This window comes from Pseudomonas sp. LAIL14HWK12:I7 (assembly GCF_000483465.1).
Taxonomy (GTDB): Bacteria; Pseudomonadota; Gammaproteobacteria; order Pseudomonadales; family Pseudomonadaceae; genus Aquipseudomonas; species Aquipseudomonas kermanshahensis.
In genome coordinates this window covers 370,950-389,848 of sequence record NZ_KI519605.1, presented here as the reverse complement: position 1 = coordinate 389,848, position 18,899 = coordinate 370,950, and the positions used below count along the sequence as shown (strand labels likewise).

At 62.3% G+C, this 18,899-nt stretch carries 16 protein-coding genes; all 16 read right to left on the bottom strand.

Features of this window, described 5'->3' with window-relative positions:
- Positions 1 to 119: 119 nt before the first annotated feature.
- Complete coding sequence (gene tilS / locus D886_RS0121165; protein WP_027595807.1) at positions 120 to 1,403, bottom strand: tRNA lysidine(34) synthetase TilS; 1,284 nt, start codon at positions 1,401 to 1,403, stop codon at positions 120 to 122.
- Positions 1,404 to 1,540: 137 nt separating this feature from the next.
- Positions 1,541 to 2,488 (bottom strand): acetyl-CoA carboxylase carboxyltransferase subunit alpha, encoded by a 948-nt coding sequence (locus D886_RS0121160; protein ID WP_027595806.1) that lies wholly within the window; start codon positions 2,486 to 2,488, stop codon positions 1,541 to 1,543.
- A gap of 105 nt (positions 2,489 to 2,593) precedes the next feature.
- Positions 2,594 to 6,118, bottom strand: coding sequence for a DNA polymerase III subunit alpha (gene dnaE / locus D886_RS0121155; RefSeq protein WP_027595805.1), 3,525 nt, complete (start codon positions 6,116 to 6,118; stop codon positions 2,594 to 2,596).
- 168 nt (positions 6,119 to 6,286) lie between these two features.
- Positions 6,287 to 6,910: a ribonuclease HII gene (gene rnhB / locus D886_RS0121150; protein WP_027595804.1), complete on the bottom strand. Its 624-nt coding sequence runs from the start codon at positions 6,908 to 6,910 to the stop codon at positions 6,287 to 6,289.
- A gap of 1 nt (position 6,911) precedes the next feature.
- Positions 6,912 to 8,039, bottom strand: coding sequence for a lipid-A-disaccharide synthase (lpxB, locus tag D886_RS0121145; protein ID WP_027595803.1), 1,128 nt, complete (start codon positions 8,037 to 8,039; stop codon positions 6,912 to 6,914).
- 1 nt (position 8,040) lies between these two features.
- Positions 8,041 to 8,817 (bottom strand): acyl-ACP--UDP-N-acetylglucosamine O-acyltransferase, encoded by a 777-nt coding sequence (lpxA, locus tag D886_RS0121140; protein WP_027595802.1) that lies wholly within the window; start codon positions 8,815 to 8,817, stop codon positions 8,041 to 8,043.
- Positions 8,814 to 9,254, bottom strand: a complete 441-nt coding sequence (gene fabZ / locus D886_RS0121135) for a 3-hydroxyacyl-ACP dehydratase FabZ (RefSeq protein ID WP_003252314.1) — start codon at positions 9,252 to 9,254, stop codon at positions 8,814 to 8,816. Before fabZ ends, lpxA begins: the two co-directional genes overlap by 4 nt.
- Positions 9,255 to 9,367: 113 nt before the next feature.
- Positions 9,368 to 10,423: a UDP-3-O-(3-hydroxymyristoyl)glucosamine N-acyltransferase gene (gene lpxD / locus D886_RS0121130; RefSeq protein ID WP_027595801.1), complete on the bottom strand. Its 1,056-nt coding sequence runs from the start codon at positions 10,421 to 10,423 to the stop codon at positions 9,368 to 9,370.
- 1 nt (position 10,424) lies between these two features.
- On the bottom strand, positions 10,425 to 10,928 hold the full coding sequence (locus D886_RS0121125; RefSeq protein WP_027595800.1) for an OmpH family outer membrane protein: 504 nt from the start codon (positions 10,926 to 10,928) through the stop codon (positions 10,425 to 10,427).
- 44 nt (positions 10,929 to 10,972) lie between these two features.
- Positions 10,973 to 13,336 carry an outer membrane protein assembly factor BamA gene (gene bamA, locus D886_RS0121120; protein ID WP_027595799.1) on the bottom strand — a complete coding sequence of 788 codons (2,364 nt, stop codon included), beginning with the start codon at positions 13,334 to 13,336 and terminating at the stop codon, positions 10,973 to 10,975.
- 70 nt (positions 13,337 to 13,406) lie between these two features.
- Complete coding sequence (rseP, locus tag D886_RS0121115; protein WP_027595798.1) at positions 13,407 to 14,759, bottom strand: RIP metalloprotease RseP; 1,353 nt, start codon at positions 14,757 to 14,759, stop codon at positions 13,407 to 13,409.
- Between the two features lie 60 nt (positions 14,760 to 14,819).
- Positions 14,820 to 16,010, bottom strand: a complete 1,191-nt coding sequence (ispC, locus tag D886_RS0121110; RefSeq protein ID WP_027595797.1) for a 1-deoxy-D-xylulose-5-phosphate reductoisomerase — start codon at positions 16,008 to 16,010, stop codon at positions 14,820 to 14,822.
- Positions 16,007 to 16,822 (bottom strand): phosphatidate cytidylyltransferase, encoded by an 816-nt coding sequence (locus D886_RS0121105; protein ID WP_027595796.1) that lies wholly within the window; start codon positions 16,820 to 16,822, stop codon positions 16,007 to 16,009. Before D886_RS0121105 ends, ispC begins: the two co-directional genes overlap by 4 nt.
- Positions 16,822 to 17,577, bottom strand: a complete 756-nt coding sequence (uppS, locus tag D886_RS0121100) for a polyprenyl diphosphate synthase (protein ID WP_027595795.1) — start codon at positions 17,575 to 17,577, stop codon at positions 16,822 to 16,824. The genes D886_RS0121105 and uppS overlap by 1 nt, the downstream gene beginning before the upstream one ends.
- A gap of 15 nt (positions 17,578 to 17,592) precedes the next feature.
- Entirely contained in the window at positions 17,593 to 18,150 is a 558-nt protein-coding gene (gene frr / locus D886_RS0121095; protein ID WP_027595794.1) for a ribosome recycling factor, read from the bottom strand.
- Positions 18,147 to 18,890: a UMP kinase gene (pyrH, locus tag D886_RS0121090; RefSeq protein WP_009686950.1), complete on the bottom strand. Its 744-nt coding sequence runs from the start codon at positions 18,888 to 18,890 to the stop codon at positions 18,147 to 18,149. Before pyrH ends, frr begins: the two co-directional genes overlap by 4 nt.
- Positions 18,891 to 18,899: the final 9 nt, after the last annotated feature.

Genomic DNA, 18,899 nt, shown 5'->3' with positions numbered 1-18,899 from the left:
CTCGTCATTTCCAGAATCAGCCCAGCAAAAAACTGCGTGGTAATCGGCAACTGCTGTGTTTTCGAGGAACCCACAGAAGTTGTATCAAGAAGGGAGGGTAGTCTACCGGAATGTACCCTTCAGCTCAAACCTTGCGCGTTCGTCGGTAACTGCCAGTGCAGTTGGCAATCTGCCTGCCCCAGCGCCGGCAGGTTGGCCACGGCCAGCAAGCGCTCGCCCTGATACAGCAATGGCAGGCGCGAACGCACGAAAGGCGGCACCTGCAGCTCGTTGAGCAGGCGCTTGAGGTCGCGTCGACCGCGCCCGGCAAGCTCAAGCACTTCACCGCCCTGGCGATAGCGGACAGTCAGGCCCGCCAGGGGCTTGGGCGCAGCCAGCCGAACGCTGCCGTTGCCCGGCAAGGCCAGCTCGCAAGCCGAGTCTGCCCAGGCGAATTCGCCTTGCGGCGCCTGCAGCCAGTCACCGCTCAGCCACCAGATGCGGCCGTTGCTGCGCAGCAACCGGCCGTCGGCCAAGCGCCAGGTCGGCTGGGCGTCGGCTGCGGCATCGCGCAGGTCGGCCCAGCCCGCCCAGTGGCGCGCATCCGGCAGCCGGGTGCGATGGCTGAGCCAGTATTGCAGGGCATTGCGCTGACGAGCGGGTGACAACGCCGCGAGCACCGCAAGCGCCAGGGAATCCAGCCCCACCCATGCAGCGGCAGCCCCCTCCTCGGCCTTGGCCAGATCCGCCTGAGCCACCTCGTCCAGCAAACCCTGCGCTTCGCCCAGGTGCTCTGCGCAACGGGCAAGGCTCTGACTGGCTTGCGGCCAACGCTGCTGCAACACCGGGAACACTTCGCCGCGCAAATAGTTGCGGGCAAAGGCGGTGTCGCTGTTCGAGGGGTCTTCGATCCAGGTCAGGCCTTGGGCCTGGGCATACGCGTGCAGCTGCTGGCGGGCAATCGCCAGCAACGGCCTGGCCAGGCTGCCCTGCCCCAGCGGACGCTGCGCCGGCATCGCGGTCAGGCCACGTAGCCCGGCACCGCGCAGCAAACGAAATAGCAGGGTTTCTGCTTGGTCATCGCGGTGCTGGCCGGTGAACAGCACCTCACCGGGGCCGACTACCTTCGTGAATGCCGCATAACGGGCATCGCGGGCCGCCTGTTCGAGACTGGCGCCGGGGGCGACCTGGACGTGGATCACACGAAGTTCGACGCCGAGGTTGGCGCAGACGTGCTTGCAGTGGGCTGGCCACGCGTCAGCGGCGGGCTGCAGGCCGTGATGGATATGGATGGCGCGCAACGGGGGCGCGGGGTGGGTGCGGGCGTAATCGGCCAGCAGGTGCAGCAGGACGGTGGAGTCCAGGCCGCCAGAGAAGGCGATGTGCCAGGCGGGGGCTTGGAGCCAGGGGGTGAGGTTGATCATCGAAGCCTCACTCGGTTCGGAATCGCCGGGGGCGCTTTGCACCCCTTTCGCGACGCAAGGTCGCTCCTACAGGGGACCGGGCAATCTGTAGGAGCGGGCTTGCCCGCGAATGGGCCGCAGAGCGGCCCCGGGGTGTATCAGAGGCCGTAGCTCATCAGGCGCTCGTAACGGCGTGCCAGCAGCGCGTCATTGTCGAGCTTGCCCAGCATGTCCAGCTGCTGCACCAGGTCGGCACGGATGCTTTCAGACATGGCAGCCGGGTCACGGTGGGCGCCGCCCAGCGGCTCCGAGATGACCTTGTCGACGATGTTCAGGCTCTTCAGGCGTTCGGCCGTGATACCCATGGCCTCGGCGGCATCGGCAGCCTTGTCGGCGGTCTTCCACAGGATCGAGGCGCAGCCTTCCGGCGAAATCACCGAGTAGGTCGAGTACTGCAGCATGTTCAGCTGGTCGCACACACCAATGGCCAGTGCACCGCCAGAACCACCCTCACCGATCACGGTGGCGATGATTGGCGTCTTCAGGCGCGCCATGACGCGCAGGTTCCAGGCAATCGCCTCGCTCTGGTTGCGCTCTTCGGCGTCGATACCTGGGTAGGCACCTGGGGTGTCGATGAACGTCAGGATCGGCATCTTGAAGCGCTCGGCCATTTCCATCAGGCGGCACGCCTTACGGTAGCCCTCAGGGCGCGGCATGCCGAAGTTGCGGCGCACCTTCTCACGTACTTCGCGGCCCTTCTGGTGGCCGATGACCATCACTGCCTTGCCATCCAGGCGGGCGGTACCGCCCACGATTGCGGCATCATCGGAGAAATGGCGGTCACCGTGCAGCTCTTCGAATTCAGTGAAGATGTGCTGCAGGTAGTCCAAGGTGTAAGGACGACGCGGATGACGCGCCAGGCGGGCGATCTGCCAGCTGGTCAGGTTGCCGAAGATGCTTTCGGTCAGGGTATTGCTCTTGTCTTGCAGACGGGCAATTTCATCGCTGATGTTCAGCGAGTTGTCGTTACCCACCAGGCGCAGGCCTTCGATCTTGGCTTGCAGGTCGGCAATCGGCTGTTCGAAATCGAGGAAATTCGGGTTCATAGGCATCCGTCTTGGGTCTACGGCCAGGCGGCCGGCCGGTTGATCCGTTTGGCGCCCTACCTTAAGGGATCGGGCGCATTCAGGTCGAGATTAAAATTCGTCGATTCAACGATATTGCAGGAAGACGTTCTCACGTCCGAACTGGTCACGCAGTGCCTGAATCAGGCCGTCAGCCGGGTCGATTGACCACTCATCGGCAAACTGCAGCATGGCCTTGGCGTCACTGCCGGTGTATTCCAGGGTAATCGGGCAGCCGCCGCGGTGACGGGTGATCAACTCACCCAGCCAGTTCAGGCGGTCGCCCTTGAGCGCGTCATGGGCGACTTTCAGGCGCAGGCTTTCGGCCAGGCGCGTGCGCGCGTCTTCCATGGTCATCACCTGCTTCACCCGCAGGCGCAGGCCGCCCGAGAAGTCATCGTTACTGACCTCCCCTTCGACCACGACCATGGCGTCGTTCTGCAGCAATGACTGGGCCGCCATGAAGGAGTCGGCAAACAGCGACGCCTCGATGCGCCCCGAGCGGTCATCGAGGGTGACGAAGCCCATCTTGTCACCCTTCTTGTTCTTCATGACCCGCAACGCAATGATCATGCCGGCGATCGTCTGGGACTCACGGGACGGCTTGAGGTCGATGATGCGCTGCCGGGCAAAACGGCGAATCTCGCTTTCGTACTCGTCGATCGGGTGACCGGTCAGGTACAGGCCCAGCGTGTCCTTCTCGCCTTTGAGACGCTCTTTAAGGGTCAGCTCGCGGACCTTGCGGTGGTTGGCATAGACGTCCGAGTCTGCCGCGACGAACAAGCCGCCAAACAGGTCGACGTGGCCGCTGTCGGCGGTACGCGCGGTCTGCTCGGCCGACTTGATCGCCTCTTCCAGCGCCGCCAGCAAGGTTGCACGGTTACGGTCGATGTTGGCCTGGTAGGCCTTGATCTCGTCATGGAAGTACGGGCCCAGACGGTCCAGTGCACCACTGCGGATCAACGCATCGAGGGTGCGCTTGTTGACGCGCTTGAGGTCGACGCGCTCGCAGAAATCGAACAGGTCCTTGAACGGGCCGCCCTGCGCACGCACTTCGACGATGGCTTCCACCGGCCCCTCGCCCACGCCCTTGATCGCACCCAGGCCATAGACGATACGGCCATCGTCATTGACGGTGAATTTGAAATCGGAAGTGTTCACATCGGGCGCATCGAGGCGCAGCTTCATGCTGCGCACTTCCTCGATCAGCACCACCACCTTGTCGGTGTTGTGCATGTCCGCCGAGAGTACCGCGGCCATGAACGGCGCCGGGTAGTGGGTTTTCAGCCAGGCGGTCTGGTAGGACACCAGGCCATAGGCGGCAGAGTGAGATTTGTTGAAGCCGTAACCAGCGAATTTCTCTACCAGGTCAAAGATGTTACCTGCCAGATCGCCATCGATGCCGTTGTTCGCGCAACCTTCGATGAAGCCGCCGCGCTGCTTGGCCATCTCTTCGGGCTTTTTCTTACCCATGGCCCGCCGCAGCATGTCGGCACCGCCCAGGGTATAGCCGGCCATGACCTGGGCAATCTGCATCACCTGCTCTTGGTACAGGATGATGCCGTAGGTCGGCGCCAATACCGGCTGCAGGCCGTCATACTGGTAGTCCGGGTGCGGGTAGGCCAGCTCGGCGCGGCCGTGCTTGCGGTTGATGAAGTCGTCCACCATGCCCGACTGCAGCGGGCCTGGGCGGAACAGCGCCACCAATGCGATGAGGTCTTCCAGGCAGTCTGGCTTGAGCTTCTTGATCAGCTCCTTCATGCCGCGCGATTCGAGCTGGAACACCGCCGTGGTCTCGGCTTTTTGCAGCAACTCGTAGGTCTTGCGGTCATCCAGCGGAATGAAGTCGATGTTCAAGTCCGGCAGGTTCTGCTTGGCCTGCTCGCGGTTGATCGTCTCCATCGCCCACTTGATGATGGTAAGCGTACGCAGGCCAAGGAAGTCGAACTTGACTAGCCCGGCGGCCTCGACATCGTCCTTGTCGAACTGGGTTACCAGGCCGCCGCCCTCTTCGTCACAGGCGATCGGCGAGAAGTCGGTGAGCTTGGTCGGGGCGATGACCACACCACCGGCGTGCTTGCCGGTACCCCGCGTGACACCCTCGAGCTTGAGGGCCATCTCCCAGATCTCGCGGGCATCTTCGTCGCCCTTGAGGAAGTCGCGCAGGATCTCTTCCTGCTCATAGGCTTTTTCCAGGGTCATGCCGACTTCGAAGGGGATCATCTTCGACAGGCGATCGGCCAGGCCGTAGGACTTGCCCTGCACCCGCGCCACGTCGCGCACCACCGCCTTGGCGGCCATGGTGCCGAAGGTGATGATCTGGCTGACCGCGTTGCGCCCGTAAGCATCGGCCACGTATTCGATGACCCGGTCACGGCCATCCATGCAGAAGTCGACGTCGAAGTCGGGCATGGATACCCGTTCAGGGTTGAGGAAGCGCTCGAACAGCAGGTCATAGGCCAGCGGGTCGAGGTCGGTGATCTTCAACACGTAGGCGACCAGCGAACCGGCACCCGAGCCTCGGCCTGGGCCGACCGGCACGCCGTTGTTCTTGGCCCACTTGATGAAGTCCATAACGATTAGGAAGTAACCGGGGAAGCCCATCTGGATGATGATATCCAGCTCGAACTTCAGGCGATCCAGGTAGACCTGGCGCTTTTCCTCATAGTTTGGCGTGGTCTCTTTGGGCCAGAGCACCGCCAGGCGCTCCTCCAGGCCTTCATGGGAAACATGGCGCAGGTAATCGTCGATGCCCATGCCATTGGGGGTCGGGAAATCGGGCAGGAAGTGCTTGCCCAATTGAACCTGGATGTTGCAGCGCTTGGCGATCTCGACAGTGTTGGCGATGGCGTCGGGCAAGTCGCTGAACAGCTCGGCCATTTCGTCCGCGCTCTTGAGGTACTGCTGGTCGCTGTAGTTGCGAGGGCGACGCGGGTCGTCCAGGGTCCAGCCCTCGCCGATGCAGACACGGGTTTCGTGGGCATCGTAGTCGGCCTGCTTGATGAAGCGCACATCGTTGGTCGCCACCAGCGGCGCGCCGACCTTGTCGGCCAGGGCCACAGCAGCGTGTACGTATTCTTCGTCGCGGGCACGGTTGGTGCGCTGCACTTCAACGTAGAAGCGCTCGGGGAACATGCCCAGCCAGTCGCGCAACAGCGCTTCGGCCTCTTCAACCCGACCAGAGAGCAGCGCGGCGCCAATGTCGCCTTCCTTGCCAGCGGACAAAGCGATCAGGCCTTCGCTGGCGGGGGCGATCCACTCGCGCTGCAAAATCACCAGGCCATTGCGCTGGCCTTCGACCCAACCGCGCGAAATCAGCTCGGTGAGGTTGCGGTAGCCCTGGGGGTTCATCGCCAGGAAGCAGATACGCGACAACGGGGCTTCCGGGTCGGGCCCGGCCAGCCACAGGTCGGCACCACAGATCGGCTTGATCCCGGCGCCCATGGCGGTCTTGTAGAACTTCACCAGCGAGCACATGTTGCTCTGGTCGGTGATCGCCACCGCCGGCATGTTCATCCCCGCCAGTGCCTTGGCCAGCGGTTTGATCCGCACCAGGCCGTCGACCAGCGAGAATTCGGAGTGCACGCGAAGGTGAACGAAGGGAACCGACATGGGTGATCCTGTAGCAGAACGACAAGGGCGGGATTGTAGCGTAAATGAGGGCAGGATTTGGGGCTGCTTCGCAGCCCGTCGCGACACAAGGCCGCTCCTACAGAGGAACGCATGATTTCTGTAGGAGCGGCCTTGCGTCGCGAAAGGGCCGCAAAGCGGCCCCATGCACTAGATCAAAGAATCGGTAATGCCCTCACGGGCCTCCCAGGCCGCCCGCACCGGCGCAAAGGAGCGTCGGTGAATGGGCGTAGGCCCAAGCCGGGCCAGGGCTTCAAGGTGCACCGGCGTCGGATAACCCTTGTGCCCACCGATGCCGTAACCTGGGTAGATCAGCTCGAACGCACTCATCTCCCGATCACGCGTCACCTTGGCCAGGATCGACGCAGCCGCAATGGCCGGTACCTGGCTGTCGCCTTTGACGACCGGCGCAGCAGGTACCGCCAGCTTGGGGCAGCGGTTGCCGTCGATCAGTGCCAGCTTGGGCGTGACATGCAGCCCCTCGACCGCACGCTGCATGGCCAGCATGGTGGCCTGAAGAATGTTCAGGCGGTCGATTTCTTCGACCTCGGCGCGGGCAATGCAAAAGCTCAGCGCCTTCTCGCAGATTTCGTCGAACAACGCCTCGCGCTTGGCTTCGGTGAGCTTCTTCGAATCGTTGAGGCCGAGGATCGGCCGTGCCGGGTCGAGGATCACTGCAGCCGTCACCACCGCGCCACACAACGGGCCACGGCCGACTTCATCGACCCCGGCGACCAGGTCTTCGACCAGGTTGAAATCCAGTCCTATTTGCATCTCAGCGGTCCTTGAGCAAGGCCAGTACCGCCTCGGCGGCCTGGTTGGAAGCATCCCGGCGCAGGGTGCGGTGAATCTCGTCGAAACGTTCGGTCTGCTGGCTGCCATCGGCCACCAAGGGGGCCAAGGTTTGCGCCAGGGCTTCGCTGGTGGCGTCATCCTGCAGCAGTTCAGGCACCAGCTCGCGCTGGGCCAGCAGGTTGGGCAACGACACGTATGGGCTTTTGACCAGGCGCTTGAGAATCCAGTAGGTCAACGGCGCCAGGCGATAAGCCACCACCATGGGCCGCTTGTACAGCAGTGCCTCCAGGGTGGCGGTACCCGACGCGATAAGCACCGCATCGCAGGCCGCCAGGGCCTGGTGCGACTGGCCGTCGAGCAGGGTCAGCGGCAGCGCGCGCCCTTCGAGCATCTGCTCGACCTGGGCACGCCGTGCGGCGTTGGCGCAGGGCAGCACGAAGCGCACACCCGGTACTCGTTCGCGCAAGCGCTCGGCGGCATCGAGGAACAGCGCCCCCAGGCGCCCGACTTCGCCGCCGCGGCTGCCAGGCATCAACGCGACCACCGGGCCTGGGCCCAGGCCAAGCGCAGTGCGTGCTGCCAGTCGGTCGGCCTCGAGCGGAATGGTATCGGCCAGTGGGTGGCCGACGAAACGCACCGGCACCCCCTGCTCTTCGTAGAACCGGGCTTCGAACGGCAACAGCGTCAGCATCAGGTCGCAGCCTTCGCGGATCTTCAGCACGCGCTTCTGCCGCCACGCCCATACGGATGGGCTGACGTAGTGCACGGTCTTGATACCGGCCTGACGCAGTTTCAATTCGATGTTGAGGGTGAAATCCGGGGCGTCGATGCCGATGAACACATCGGGCTTTTCGGCGATGAGGGTTTGGATCAACAACTTGCGGCGCTTGAGCAGCTCACGCAGCCGTCCCAGTACCTCGACCAGGCCCATGACCGCCAGACGTTCCATGGGGAAGTAGGATTGCAGGCCTTCGGCTTCCATCAAGGGGCCGCCAACGCCGATAAAGCGGACGTCGGGATGGCGCGCCTTGAGGGCGCGCATCAAGCCAGACCCGAGAATATCGCCGCTGGCCTCACCCGCGACCAGGGCTACGCAAAGCTGGGCCATGTCAGCGGGTGATGCCGCGGGCAGAATTCAGGATCGACTGACGGAACAGATCGACCTCAGGGTGCTGGGCTGCCAGTTCGTCCAGCGCCTTGATCGCATCTTCGACGGTCAGGCCCTGACGGTAGACGATCTTGTAGCAACGACGCAGGATATGAATGACCTCGTCGCTGAAACCCCGACGGCGCATGCCTTCGAAGTTCATGCTGCGTGCTTCGGCCGGGCTGCCGAACACCGTGACGAAAGCCGGTACGTCTTTGCCGATCGCCGTGCCCATGCCGGAAAACGCATGTGCACCGATATGGCAGTACTGGTGCACCAGGGTGTACCCGGACAGAATTGCCCAGTCACCCACATGAACATGCCCCGCCAACGCGGTGTTGTTCACCAGAATGCAATGATTGCCGATGACACTGTCGTGACCGATGTGGGCGTAGGCCATGATCAGGTTGTGATCGCCGACGGTGGTTTCTGCACGGTCCTGAACGGTACCGCGGTGAATCGTCACACCTTCGCGGAACACATTGTGATCACCGATCACCAGGCGCGTCGGCTCACCCTTGTACTTGAGGTCAGGGGTGTCTTCGCCGATCGAGGAAAACTGGTAGATGCGGTTGTGCTTGCCGATACGGGTCGGCCCCTTGAGCACCACATGCGGGCCAATGACGGTGCCCTCCCCGATTTCGACACCAGGGCCAACGATCGACCAGGGGCCCACCTCGACACCGTCGGCCAGCTTGGCCGACGGGTCGATGATGGCCCGAGGATCAATCAAATTCATAGGGAGCGTTCCGCGCAGGTGATTTCTGCCGAGCAGACAGGCTTGCCGTCGACCAGGGCGCGGCACTCGAATTTCCAGATCATGCTCTTGCGGCTGAGGAACTTGGCTTCCAGCACAAGCTGGTCACCCGGCAATACCGGCTGACGGAAACGCAATTTGTCGGACCCGACAAAGTAGTACAGGGTGCCATCTGCCGGCTTGGCATCGAGCATCTTGAAACCGAGGATGCCGGCCGCCTGGGCCATGGCCTCGATGATCAGAACGCCCGGCATGATCGGGTGGGCCGGGAAGTGGCCATTGAAGAACGGCTCGTTGATGCTGACATTCTTGTAGGCACGAATGCTCTGGGCCTCGAAGTCCAGATCCGTCACGCGGTCCACCAGCAGGAACGGGTAACGGTGAGGCAGGTATTCGCGAATCTCGTTGATGTCCATCATTTCGGGGGGAAGCCTGTAATAAGAATAGGGAGCGCAGGTGCTGACCACGCGCTCCTTTTGCAGTCCAAAGAGGAGCCAGCTAGCGTCTGTTCACTCTTGCTCAGGGAATGGTATCAGCCTTCTGATGCCGGCTGGCCACCTGAGGTCACGGTATCGATGCGCTTTTCCACCTGCTGGAGACGCTTGGCCATGTCGTCCAGGTGGCGGATACGCGCGGCGCTCTTGCGCCAGTCAGCCAATGGCTGCATGGCTGTGCCGGAAGAATAGGCACCCGGTTCGGTGATCGATCGGGTCACCATGGTCATCCCGGACACGAAAACGTTATCACAGACATCAATATGACCCACCATGCCGACACCGCCAGCAATGGTGCAATGCTTGCCAATGCGCGTGCTGCCGGAAATCCCGACACAAGCGGCCATGGCCGTGTGCTCACCGATCTGAACGTTATGGGCGATCTGGATCTGGTTGTCGAGCTTGACCCCGTCGGCAATGCGCGTGTCCGACAGCGCACCACGGTCGATTGCCGTGTTGACGCCGATTTCTACATCATCGCCGATGGTCACGCCGCCGATCTGGGCAATCTTGCGCCATACGCCCTTCTCGTTGGCGAAGCCGAAGCCCTCGCCACCGATCACTGCGCCAGACTGGATCACCACACGCTTGCCGATGGTCACGTCATGGTACAGGGTGACCCGTGGCGCCAGCCAGCCGCCCTCACCGATAACGCAACGGGCACCGACCACGCAGTGGGCACCGATGCTGACATTGGCAGCAACCTGCGCACCACTTTCGATGACGACGAACGGGCCGATGCTCGCACTGGCATCCACCTGGGCATCTTCAGCCACTACGGCGCTGGGATGAATTCCCGCCACAGCCTTGGGCTTGGGATCGAACAGGTGGGAAATGCGCGCATAGGCCAAGTACGGATCAGCGACGATCAGTGCATTGCCAGCAAAGCCTTCAGCATCCGCAGCCTTGAGCAGCACCGCTGCCGCCTGGCTGTTATCCAGGAATTTGCGGTACTGCGGGTTGGCGAGGAAGCTCAATTGACCGGGGCCGGCCTCCTGCAAGGTGGCCAGCCCGGTAATCTGCAGCGCCTCGGGCCCCTTGAGGGTGGCGCCGAGGGCTTCGGCCAACTGGCCAAGCGTCATGTTCAAGGTCATATCAACGGGCTTGGTTCATGCGCTCGATGACTTGGCGGGTGATGTCGTACTGAGGTTTGACATCGATGACCGCGCCACGCTCGAGAACCAGGTCGAAACCACCCTTCTTGATCACTTCCTCGACAGCACCGTCCAGCTTCGGCTTGAGTTGCTTGAGCATGTCACGGTCAGCAACGGCCTTGGCCTCGTTCAGTTCCTTGGACTGGAACTGGAAGTCACGGGCCTTTTGCTTGAACTCGAGCTCCAGGCGCTCACGCTCCTGCTGCTGCATCTTGTCGCCACCTTTGATCAGGCGGTCCTGGATGCCCTTGGCGCTGCTTTCCAGGCTCTTCAGCTTGGTCAGTTGCGGGCCGAATTTTTTCTCTGCATCAACCGCATACTTCTTGGCGGCATCCGATTCCAGCAGGGCCATCTGATAGTTCAGGACGGCAACCTTCATTTCGGCGAAAGCCGGGGTGGCGACCAGCGCCGCGGCCAAAATGGCCAGTTGAGTCAACTTACGCACGATGCACTCCTGGATAAACCGTTGTCGTTATGCAAGGGCCGACCTTAGAAGGTCTGGCCCAGAGAGAATTGGAACACCTGGGTATCGGCATCGTCCGGCTTCTTGACCGGCATCGCCAGGCTGAAGCTCAACGGGCCCAGTGCAGTGATCCAGGTCACACCCAGACCCACCGAACTGGCCATACCCGAGAAACCGACCTTCTCGCAATCTGGCTTGCTGCCGCAGTTGGTATCGAACACGTTACCCACGTCCCAGAATACCGACGTGCGCAGCGAACGCTGGTCCTTGACGAACGGCAGTGGGAACAGCAGTTCGACACCACCCTGGACCAACACGTTGCCACCGAACGGCAGCGGATCCTGATCCGGGTCGGCGATGGTACCCGGTTTGCCACCCGGGTTGCCTTCACCACGGCTAGGCGTACTGCGTGGGCCCAGGCTGCTGTCCTTGAAGCCACGGACAGAGTTGAAGCCGCCCGCGTAGTAGTTCTCGTAGAACGGCAGGCCCGAGGTGCTGCCGTAGCCATCACCATAGCCCAGTTCAGTGTGCAGGCGCAGGGTGTAGTCGTTGTTGATTGGCTTGAACAGCTGGCCGCGGTAGTCGAGCTTGTAGAACGACAGGTCGCTGCCCGGAATGGTCGATTCCAGGGTCAGGCTTTGCGAGTGACCACGAGTCGCCAGCACGCCTTTGTTCAAGGTCGATTCGGACCAGCCGATCGACGCCTTGAAGTTCAGGAAGTTGTCACCCTCTTGATCGAGGAAGTCGAAGATCTCGTCAACGGTGTATTTACCGGTCTTGATCTTGTCCTGCTGAACGCTCAGGCCATAGGTCAGGCGCGAGGTTTCGCTGATCGGGTAACCCAGGCTGACACCGGCGCCCAGGCTGTCGACCGCATAGCTGGCAACGTCGACATCGAGGTCGTCGTAGTCGGTGCTGCGGTAGAAGGCGTTGTAACCCAGGCTGACACCGTCAGCCGTGAAGTAGGGGTCCACGAAGCCGAAGTTGTAGCGGGTCTGGTATTCGGAACGGGTCAGGCCGATGGAGACCTTGTTACCGGTACCCAGGAAGTTGCTCTGGCTGATCGAACCACCCAGGATCAGACCGGCGCTCTGGGCGAAACCGACCGACGCCGTAATGGAGCCGGACGCTTGTTCCTCGACGCTGTAGTTGACGTCGACCTGGTCATCGGTGCCAGGCACCGGCGGGGTCTCGACGTTGACTTCCTTGAAGAAGCCCAGGCGTTCCAGACGGGTCTTGGATTGGTCGATCAGGTAAGTCGACGCCCAGCCGCCTTCCATCTGGCGCATTTCGCGACGCAGCACTTCGTCTTCGGTCTTGGTGTTGCCGCGGTAGTTGATGCGGTTGACGTAGGCACGCTTGCCCGGGTCGACCACGAACATGATATCGACGGTGTGGTCCTGGTCGTTCGGCTGTGGCACGCCGTTGACGTTGGCGAAGGTGTAGCCTTCGTTACCCAGACGACGGGTGATCAGCTCGGACGTGGTGGTCATCACCTTGCGCGAGAATACCTGGCCCGGCTGCACCAGCAGCAGCGACTTGACCTGGTCTTCCGGCACCTTGAGGTCACCGGAGAGCTTCACGTCACGGACGGTGTACTTCTCGCCTTCGTTGATGTTGACGGTGATGTAGACGTGTTTCTTGTCTGGCGTGATGGATACCTGGGTAGAGGCGATATCCATGTTGATGTAGCCGCGGTCCAGGTAGTAGGAACGCAGACGCTCCAGGTCACCGGAGAGTTTTTCACGGGCGTACTTGTCGTCGTTCTTGAAGAACGACAGCCAGTTGGTGGTTTTCAGCTCGAACAGCTGCGACAGCTCTTCGTCGTCGAAGACGTTGTTGCCCACCACGTTGATGTGCTGAATGGCCGCGACGGTGCCTTCGTTGATCTTGATTTTCAGCGCGACGCGGTTGCGCGGCTGCGGCACGACTTCGGCGTCGACCTCGGCCGAGTAGCGGCCCTGGGCCACGTACTGGCGCTGCAGCTCGTTACGCACACCTTCAAGGGTGGCGCGCTGGAAGATTTCACCTTCGGCCAGGCCAGACTGCTTCAGACCCTTCATCAGGTCTTCGGTGCTTATCGCCTTGTTGCCTTCGATCTCGATGCTGGAAACCGACGGGCGCTCGACCACGTTGATGATCAGGACATTGCCATCGCGGCTCAGCTGGATGTCTTGGAAGAAGCCAGTCTTGAACAGGGAACGGGTCGAATCCACCAGGCGCCGATCATCGGCCTGATCGCCGACGTTGAGCGGCAAGGCACCGAAGACGCTGCCGGCGGAAACCCGCTGCAGGCCGTTGACACGAATATCGGAGATGGTGAAGGACTCGGCGTGAACTTCAGCGATCATCAGTGCGGAGAGGACCGCAGTTAGCAGCAGACGTTTCATGAAGTCCTTTTATTCCAACTGGCAATAAACAACCCGCCGCGAAGTGGCGGCAGGTTCGCAATGCGAAGCTTTATAGTCGACCCAGATCGTTGATCAGGGCGAGCAACATCACCCCTACGACCAAACTGATACCGATCTGGACCCCCCAACCTTGCACCCGATCTGACAGCGGACGACCGCGCGCCCACTCGACCAGGTAAAACAGCAAATGCCCCCCATCCAGTACTGGAATGGGCAGCAGGTTAAGAACCCCCAGGCTTATGCTCAGGTAGGCCAGGAAATTCAGGAAATCCCCCACGCCGGACTGGGCTGAAGCGCCCGCCACTTTAGCAATGGTTATCGGTCCGCTCAAGTTTTTTACCGAGAGCTCTCCGAACAGCATTTTCTTCAGCGACTCGAGCGTCAGGACGCTCATGTTCCAGGTGCGCGACAAGCCCTCGCCTACCGCGTCCAACGGGCCATAGCTGACTTCGCGGAGCATGTTGGCAGGCCATTCGCCACCTTTTACCCCCGCGCCCAGGTAACCGCCCGCGGCCTTGCCTTCACCCTTGCGGGCCAGGGTTACCGGCACATCCAGCGCAGCGCCATCGCGCTCGACACGCACCACGACCTTGGCTTGCGGGTGGGCGCGGACGGTGTCGACCACCTGTTGCCAGTCGTTCACTGCCACGCCATCGAGGGCCAGCAGCTTGTCACCTGTCTTCAAGCCGGCGGCAGCGGCCGGCCCTTTCGAATCGATCTCGGCCAGCACCGGCACGATCACCGGGCGCCATGGGCGCAAACCGAGGGACTGGATAGGGTCTGGCTCGTCGGCGCCTTTCAGCCAGTGGTCCAGCTTGATCTGCAAGTGCTGCTCGGCACTGGCGCCTTCGTCGCGCACGCTTACCTGCAGGGTGCCGCTCTCGCCCAGACGGCGAACCAGTTGCAGGTTGACCGCAGACCAACCGCTGGTCGCCTTGCCATCGATGGATACAATTTCCTGACCTGCGGTCAGGCCTGCCGACGCTGCCAGGCTGCCCGCTTCGACTGCACCGATGACCGGGCGAATCTGCTGGGTGCCGAGCATGGCCAAGAGCCAAAAGAACACGATAGCCAGCAAGAAGTTGGCAATCGGGCCGGCGGCGACGATGGCGATACGCTGACGCACGCTTTTACGGTTGAACGACTGGTCGGCCAACGCAGGCGGCACATCGCCTTCGCGCTCATCGAGCATCTTGACGTAGCCGCCCAGCGGAATCGCCGCCACCACGAATTCGGTGCCCTGGCGGTCATGCCAGCGCAACAACGGCGTACCAAAGCCCACCGAAAAACGCAGCACCTTGACGCCGCAGCGTCGGGCCACCCAAAAGTGGCCGAACTCGTGGAACGTGACCAGAACACCCAAGGCCACCAGGGTGCCGACAATCATGTAGAGCGCAGTCATATCTTTCTCCAGATGACGTTCAGCAGAACGACTTTTCGCACAAGCCCTGGCAGGCCTGCATCATCGACCGTGACGCCGCAACCACTCACGGGACAGCTCCCGGGCACGCTGGTCGGCGGCAAATACCGCGTCCAACGAGGCCAGTGGCACTACAGGCTCCTGATCGAGCACTTGTTCGATCATACCCGCGATCTCCGGGAAGCGGATACGCCGCTGGAGAAATGCCTCGACAGCCACTTCGTTGGCCGCATTGAGCACGGCAGGTGCACTGTTGCCGGCCTCGGCAGCCTGCCGCGCCAGGCGCAGGCACGGGAAGCGCTGTTCGTCCGGCGCCTGGAAATCCAGGCGTGCGATGGCAAACAGGTCCAGCGGTGCGACGCCAGAATCAATGCGCTCTGGCCAGGCCAGCGCATTGGCGATCGGCGTGCGCATGTCTGGGTTGCCCAACTGGGCGAGCACCGAACCGTCCACGTAATCCACCAGCGAGTGGATCACGCTCTGCGGGTGCACCACCACCTCGACCTTGGCGGGCGAGGCATCGAACAGCCAGCAGGCCTCGATCAACTCGAGCCCTTTGTTCATCATGCTGGCCGAATCCACGGAAATCTTGCGCCCCATGGACCAGTTAGGGTGCGCGCACGCCTGCTCCGGGGTGACATCGGCCAATGCGGCGGACGGTGTTTCGCGGAACGGGCCACCTGATGCCGTCAGCAGGATGCGGCGCACCCCCACCTGGCTCAGGCCGCGGGCATAGTCGCCGGGCAGGCACTGGAAGATTGCATTGTGCTCGCTGTCGATCGGCAGCAGCACGGCACCACTGCGCCGCACCGCCTCCATGAACAGCGCGCCAGACATCACCAGCGCCTCTTTATTGGCCAGCAACACTTTCTTGCCCGCCTCGACGGCAGCCAAGGTCGGTCGCAGCCCTGCTGCACCCACGATGGCGGCCATCACCGCATCCACCTCGGGCGCTGCGGCAACCTGGCAAAGCCCCGCCTCGCCTTCCAGCACCTGGGTAGCGCAGCCGACGGCAGCCAGGCCGTCGCGCAAGCGCGCAGCGCCTTCGGCATTCGGTACTACTGCGTACTCCGGGCGATGCCGGACGCACAGCGCCAGCAGCTCATCGATGCGCGAGTAACCGCTCAGGGCGAATACCGAATAACGCTCAGGATGACGTGCAATCACATCCAGCGTGCTCAGGCCAATGGAGCCCGTGGCACCCAGCACGGTAATGCGCTGCAACGTACTCACATCACACCCCATTCGGCAGCCCACAGCAGCACGGCAAAGAGCGGGATGGCCGCCGTCAGGCTGTCGATGCGGTCGAGCACGCCACCATGGCCGGGCAGCAGGTTGCTGCTGTCCTTGATGCCCGAGCGGCGCTTGAACATGCTTTCAGTCAGGTCACCAATCACCGAGGCCATGACCACCAGTGCCGCGCCCATCAGGCCCAGCAGAATCTGGCCAACGCCCCAGTCGCGGCTGATACCGACCACCAGCGTAATAACCAGGCTGACAGCCAGGCCACCATAGACGCCTTCCCAGCTCTTGCCCGGGCTGACCTGCGGCGCCAGCTTGCGCTTGCCGAAGGCTCGACCAGAGAAGTAGGCACCGATGTCGGCGGCCCACACCAGCACCATGACCGACAGAATCAGCCAGTTGCCGAGCGGCCAGTGCTTGAGCAGCACCAAGCCTTGCCACGCCGGCAGCAACACCAGCAGGCCGATCAGCAAGCGGCAGGCCGCACTGGCCCATAGCTCGCTGCTGCGCGGATAGGTCAGCACCAGCCAGGTGGCCAGCCCCCACCAGATCACTGACGCACCCAGCACCCAAGGTGCCAGGTCGGGCATCAGGTGCAGCAGCATCAGCGCTCCGGCGACGACTGCGGCGTAGGCAATGCGCAGTGGCTGGGTCATCAACCCCGCCAGGCGCGCCCACTCCCAGGCGCCGAGGGTGACCACGAAGCCGATGAACAGGGCGAAATCCCCACCGTTGAGCAGGAAGAAGCCACCCAGCGCGACCGGCAGCAGGATCAGCGCGGTAATGATGCGTTGTTTAAGCATTAAGCACGAGCTCCAGCCTCGACCTGCTCGCTGGTCTTACCGAAGCGGCGCTGGCGCGAAGCGAAATCGGCCAGGGCATTGCGCATGGCCTCGTGTTTGAAGTCCGGCCAGTACAGGTCGGAGAAATACAGCTCGGCATAGGCCAGCTGCCACAGCAGGAAATTGCTGATGCGGCGTTCGCCCCCGGTGCGGATGCACAGGTCCGGCAACGGCAACTCACCGGTGGACAGGCACGTCTGCAGCAGACCCGGCGTGATATCGTCCGGACGCAGATGGCCCGCCTGTACTTCCCGCGCCAGGCGCTGGGCAGCCTGGGCGATATCCCACTGGCCACCGTAGTTGGCCGCGATCTGCAGGATGAAGCGGTTGTTGCCGGCGGTCAGTGCCTCGGCCTCACGCATGGCAGCCTGCAGCTCAGGATGAAAGCGCGAGCGATCACCAATGATGCGCAAGCTGATGTTGTTCTCGTTGAGGCGACGCGCCTCACGGCGCAGGGCCGAGAAGAACAACTCCATCAGCGCACCGACCTCTTCGGCGGGGCGCTGCCAGTTTTCGCTGGAGAAGGCGAACAGGGTCAGTACCTCGACCCCCGATTCGGCGCAGACTTCGATGACCGCACGCACGGCATCGACGCCAGCCTTGTGCCCGGCAACGCCGGGCAGCAAGCGCTTCTTCGCCCAGCGGTTGTTGCCATCCATGATGATCGCGACGTGTCGCGGCACCGAGGACGGCGCCGCTGGCTTGGTCTTTTCCATTAAAAAACCTCGGCCTTAGACGGCCAACAGGTCCTTTTCCTTGGCCTTGAACGCAGCGTCGATTTCGGCGACGAACTTGTCGGTCAGCTTCTGGATCTCGTCAGCGGCGCGACGTTCTTCGTCTTCGCTGATTTCCTTGTCCTTGGTCAGCTTCTTCAGGTCGGCGAGTGCGTCACGGCGCACGTTACGCACGGCTACCTTGGCATCTTCGGCAACGCCACTGGCCTGCTTGGTGTAACCCTTGCGGGTTTCCTCAGTCAGGGCCGGCATCGGGACGCGGATGGTGGTACCGGCGCTGGACGGGTTCAGGCCCAGGTCGGAGGTCAGGATGGCTTTTTCGATGGCAGCGCTGAGGTTCTTGTCGTGCGCAACGATCTTCAGGGTGCGCGCGTCCTCGACGGTAATCGCGGCCACCTGGTTCAGCGGCATTTCGCTACCCCAGGCAGTGACCCTGACGCTGTCCAGGATGCTTGGGTGGGCACGGCCGGTGCGGATGGCAGCCAGGTGGCGACCCAGCGCCTCGATGGACTTGCCCATGCGGTCCTGGGCGTCTTTCTTGATAGCGTTGATCATTTTTGAACTTCCTCGATCAGGGTTCCTTCCGCGCCGCCATGCACGATGTTCAGCAGGGCGCCCGGCTTGTTCATATTGAAGACGCGCAGCGGCATCTTGTGGTCGCGGCAAAGGCAGATTGCCGTCAGATCCATCACACCCAGCTTGCGATCCAGCACTTCATCGTAGGTCAGATGATCGAACTTCTCGGCATGTGGGTCCTTGAATGGATCTGCAGTGTATACACCATCGACCTTGGTTGCCTTCAATACCACGTCGGCATCGATTTCGATGGCGCGCAGGCAAGCGGCGGAGTCGGTGGTGAAGAACGGGTTGCCGGTACCGGCAGCGAAGATTACGACTTCTTTGGCGTTCAGGTGGCGCATGGCTTTGCGGCGATCATAGTGATCGGTCACGCCCACCATGGAAATCGCCGACATGACGATGGCGGTAATGTTTGCCCGCTCCAGCGCGTCGCGCATGGCCAGGGCATTCATGACGGTCGCCAGCATGCCCATGTGGTCACCGGTGACGCGGTCCATGCCGGCTGCACTGAGCGCCGCACCACGGAACAGGTTGCCACCGCCGATCACCAGACCGACTTGCACACCGATGCCGACCAGTTGACCGACTTCCAGCGCCATGCGATCCAGGACCTTGGGGTCGATCCCGAACTCTTCCGAGCCCATCAGGGCCTCGCCGCTAAGTTTGAGTAGAATGCGTTTATAGCGAGCCTGATGACCACTGCCCTGCTGAGCCATTGCGAATCT

Bases quoted from the DNA above. Each gene is read 5' to 3' on its own strand.
- frr (WP_027595794.1), bottom strand. From the start codon at position 18,150: ATGATCAACGCTATCAAGAAAGACGCCCAGGACCGCATGGGCAAGTCC.
- pyrH (WP_009686950.1), bottom strand. From the start codon at position 18,890: ATGGCTCAGCAGGGCAGTGGTCATCAGGCTCGCTATAAACGCATTCTA.
- lpxA (WP_027595802.1), bottom strand. From the start codon at position 8,817: ATGAATTTGATTGATCCTCGGGCCATCATCGACCCGTCGGCCAAGCTG.
- rseP (WP_027595798.1), bottom strand. From the start codon at position 14,759: ATGACTGCGCTCTACATGATTGTCGGCACCCTGGTGGCCTTGGGTGTT.
- D886_RS0121105 (WP_027595796.1), bottom strand. From the start codon at position 16,822: ATGCTTAAACAACGCATCATTACCGCGCTGATCCTGCTGCCGGTCGCG.
- D886_RS0121160 (WP_027595806.1), bottom strand. From the start codon at position 2,488: ATGAACCCGAATTTCCTCGATTTCGAACAGCCGATTGCCGACCTGCAA.
- rnhB (WP_027595804.1), bottom strand. From the start codon at position 6,910: ATGCAAATAGGACTGGATTTCAACCTGGTCGAAGACCTGGTCGCCGGG.
- dnaE (WP_027595805.1), bottom strand. From the start codon at position 6,118: ATGTCGGTTCCCTTCGTTCACCTTCGCGTGCACTCCGAATTCTCGCTG.
- bamA (WP_027595799.1), bottom strand. From the start codon at position 13,336: ATGAAACGTCTGCTGCTAACTGCGGTCCTCTCCGCACTGATGATCGCT.
- uppS (WP_027595795.1), bottom strand. From the start codon at position 17,577: ATGGAAAAGACCAAGCCAGCGGCGCCGTCCTCGGTGCCGCGACACGTC.
- fabZ (WP_003252314.1), bottom strand. From the start codon at position 9,254: ATGATGGACATCAACGAGATTCGCGAATACCTGCCTCACCGTTACCCG.
- tilS (WP_027595807.1), bottom strand. From the start codon at position 1,403: ATGATCAACCTCACCCCCTGGCTCCAAGCCCCCGCCTGGCACATCGCC.
- lpxB (WP_027595803.1), bottom strand. From the start codon at position 8,039: ATGGCCCAGCTTTGCGTAGCCCTGGTCGCGGGTGAGGCCAGCGGCGAT.
- lpxD (WP_027595801.1), bottom strand. From the start codon at position 10,423: ATGACCTTGAACATGACGCTTGGCCAGTTGGCCGAAGCCCTCGGCGCC.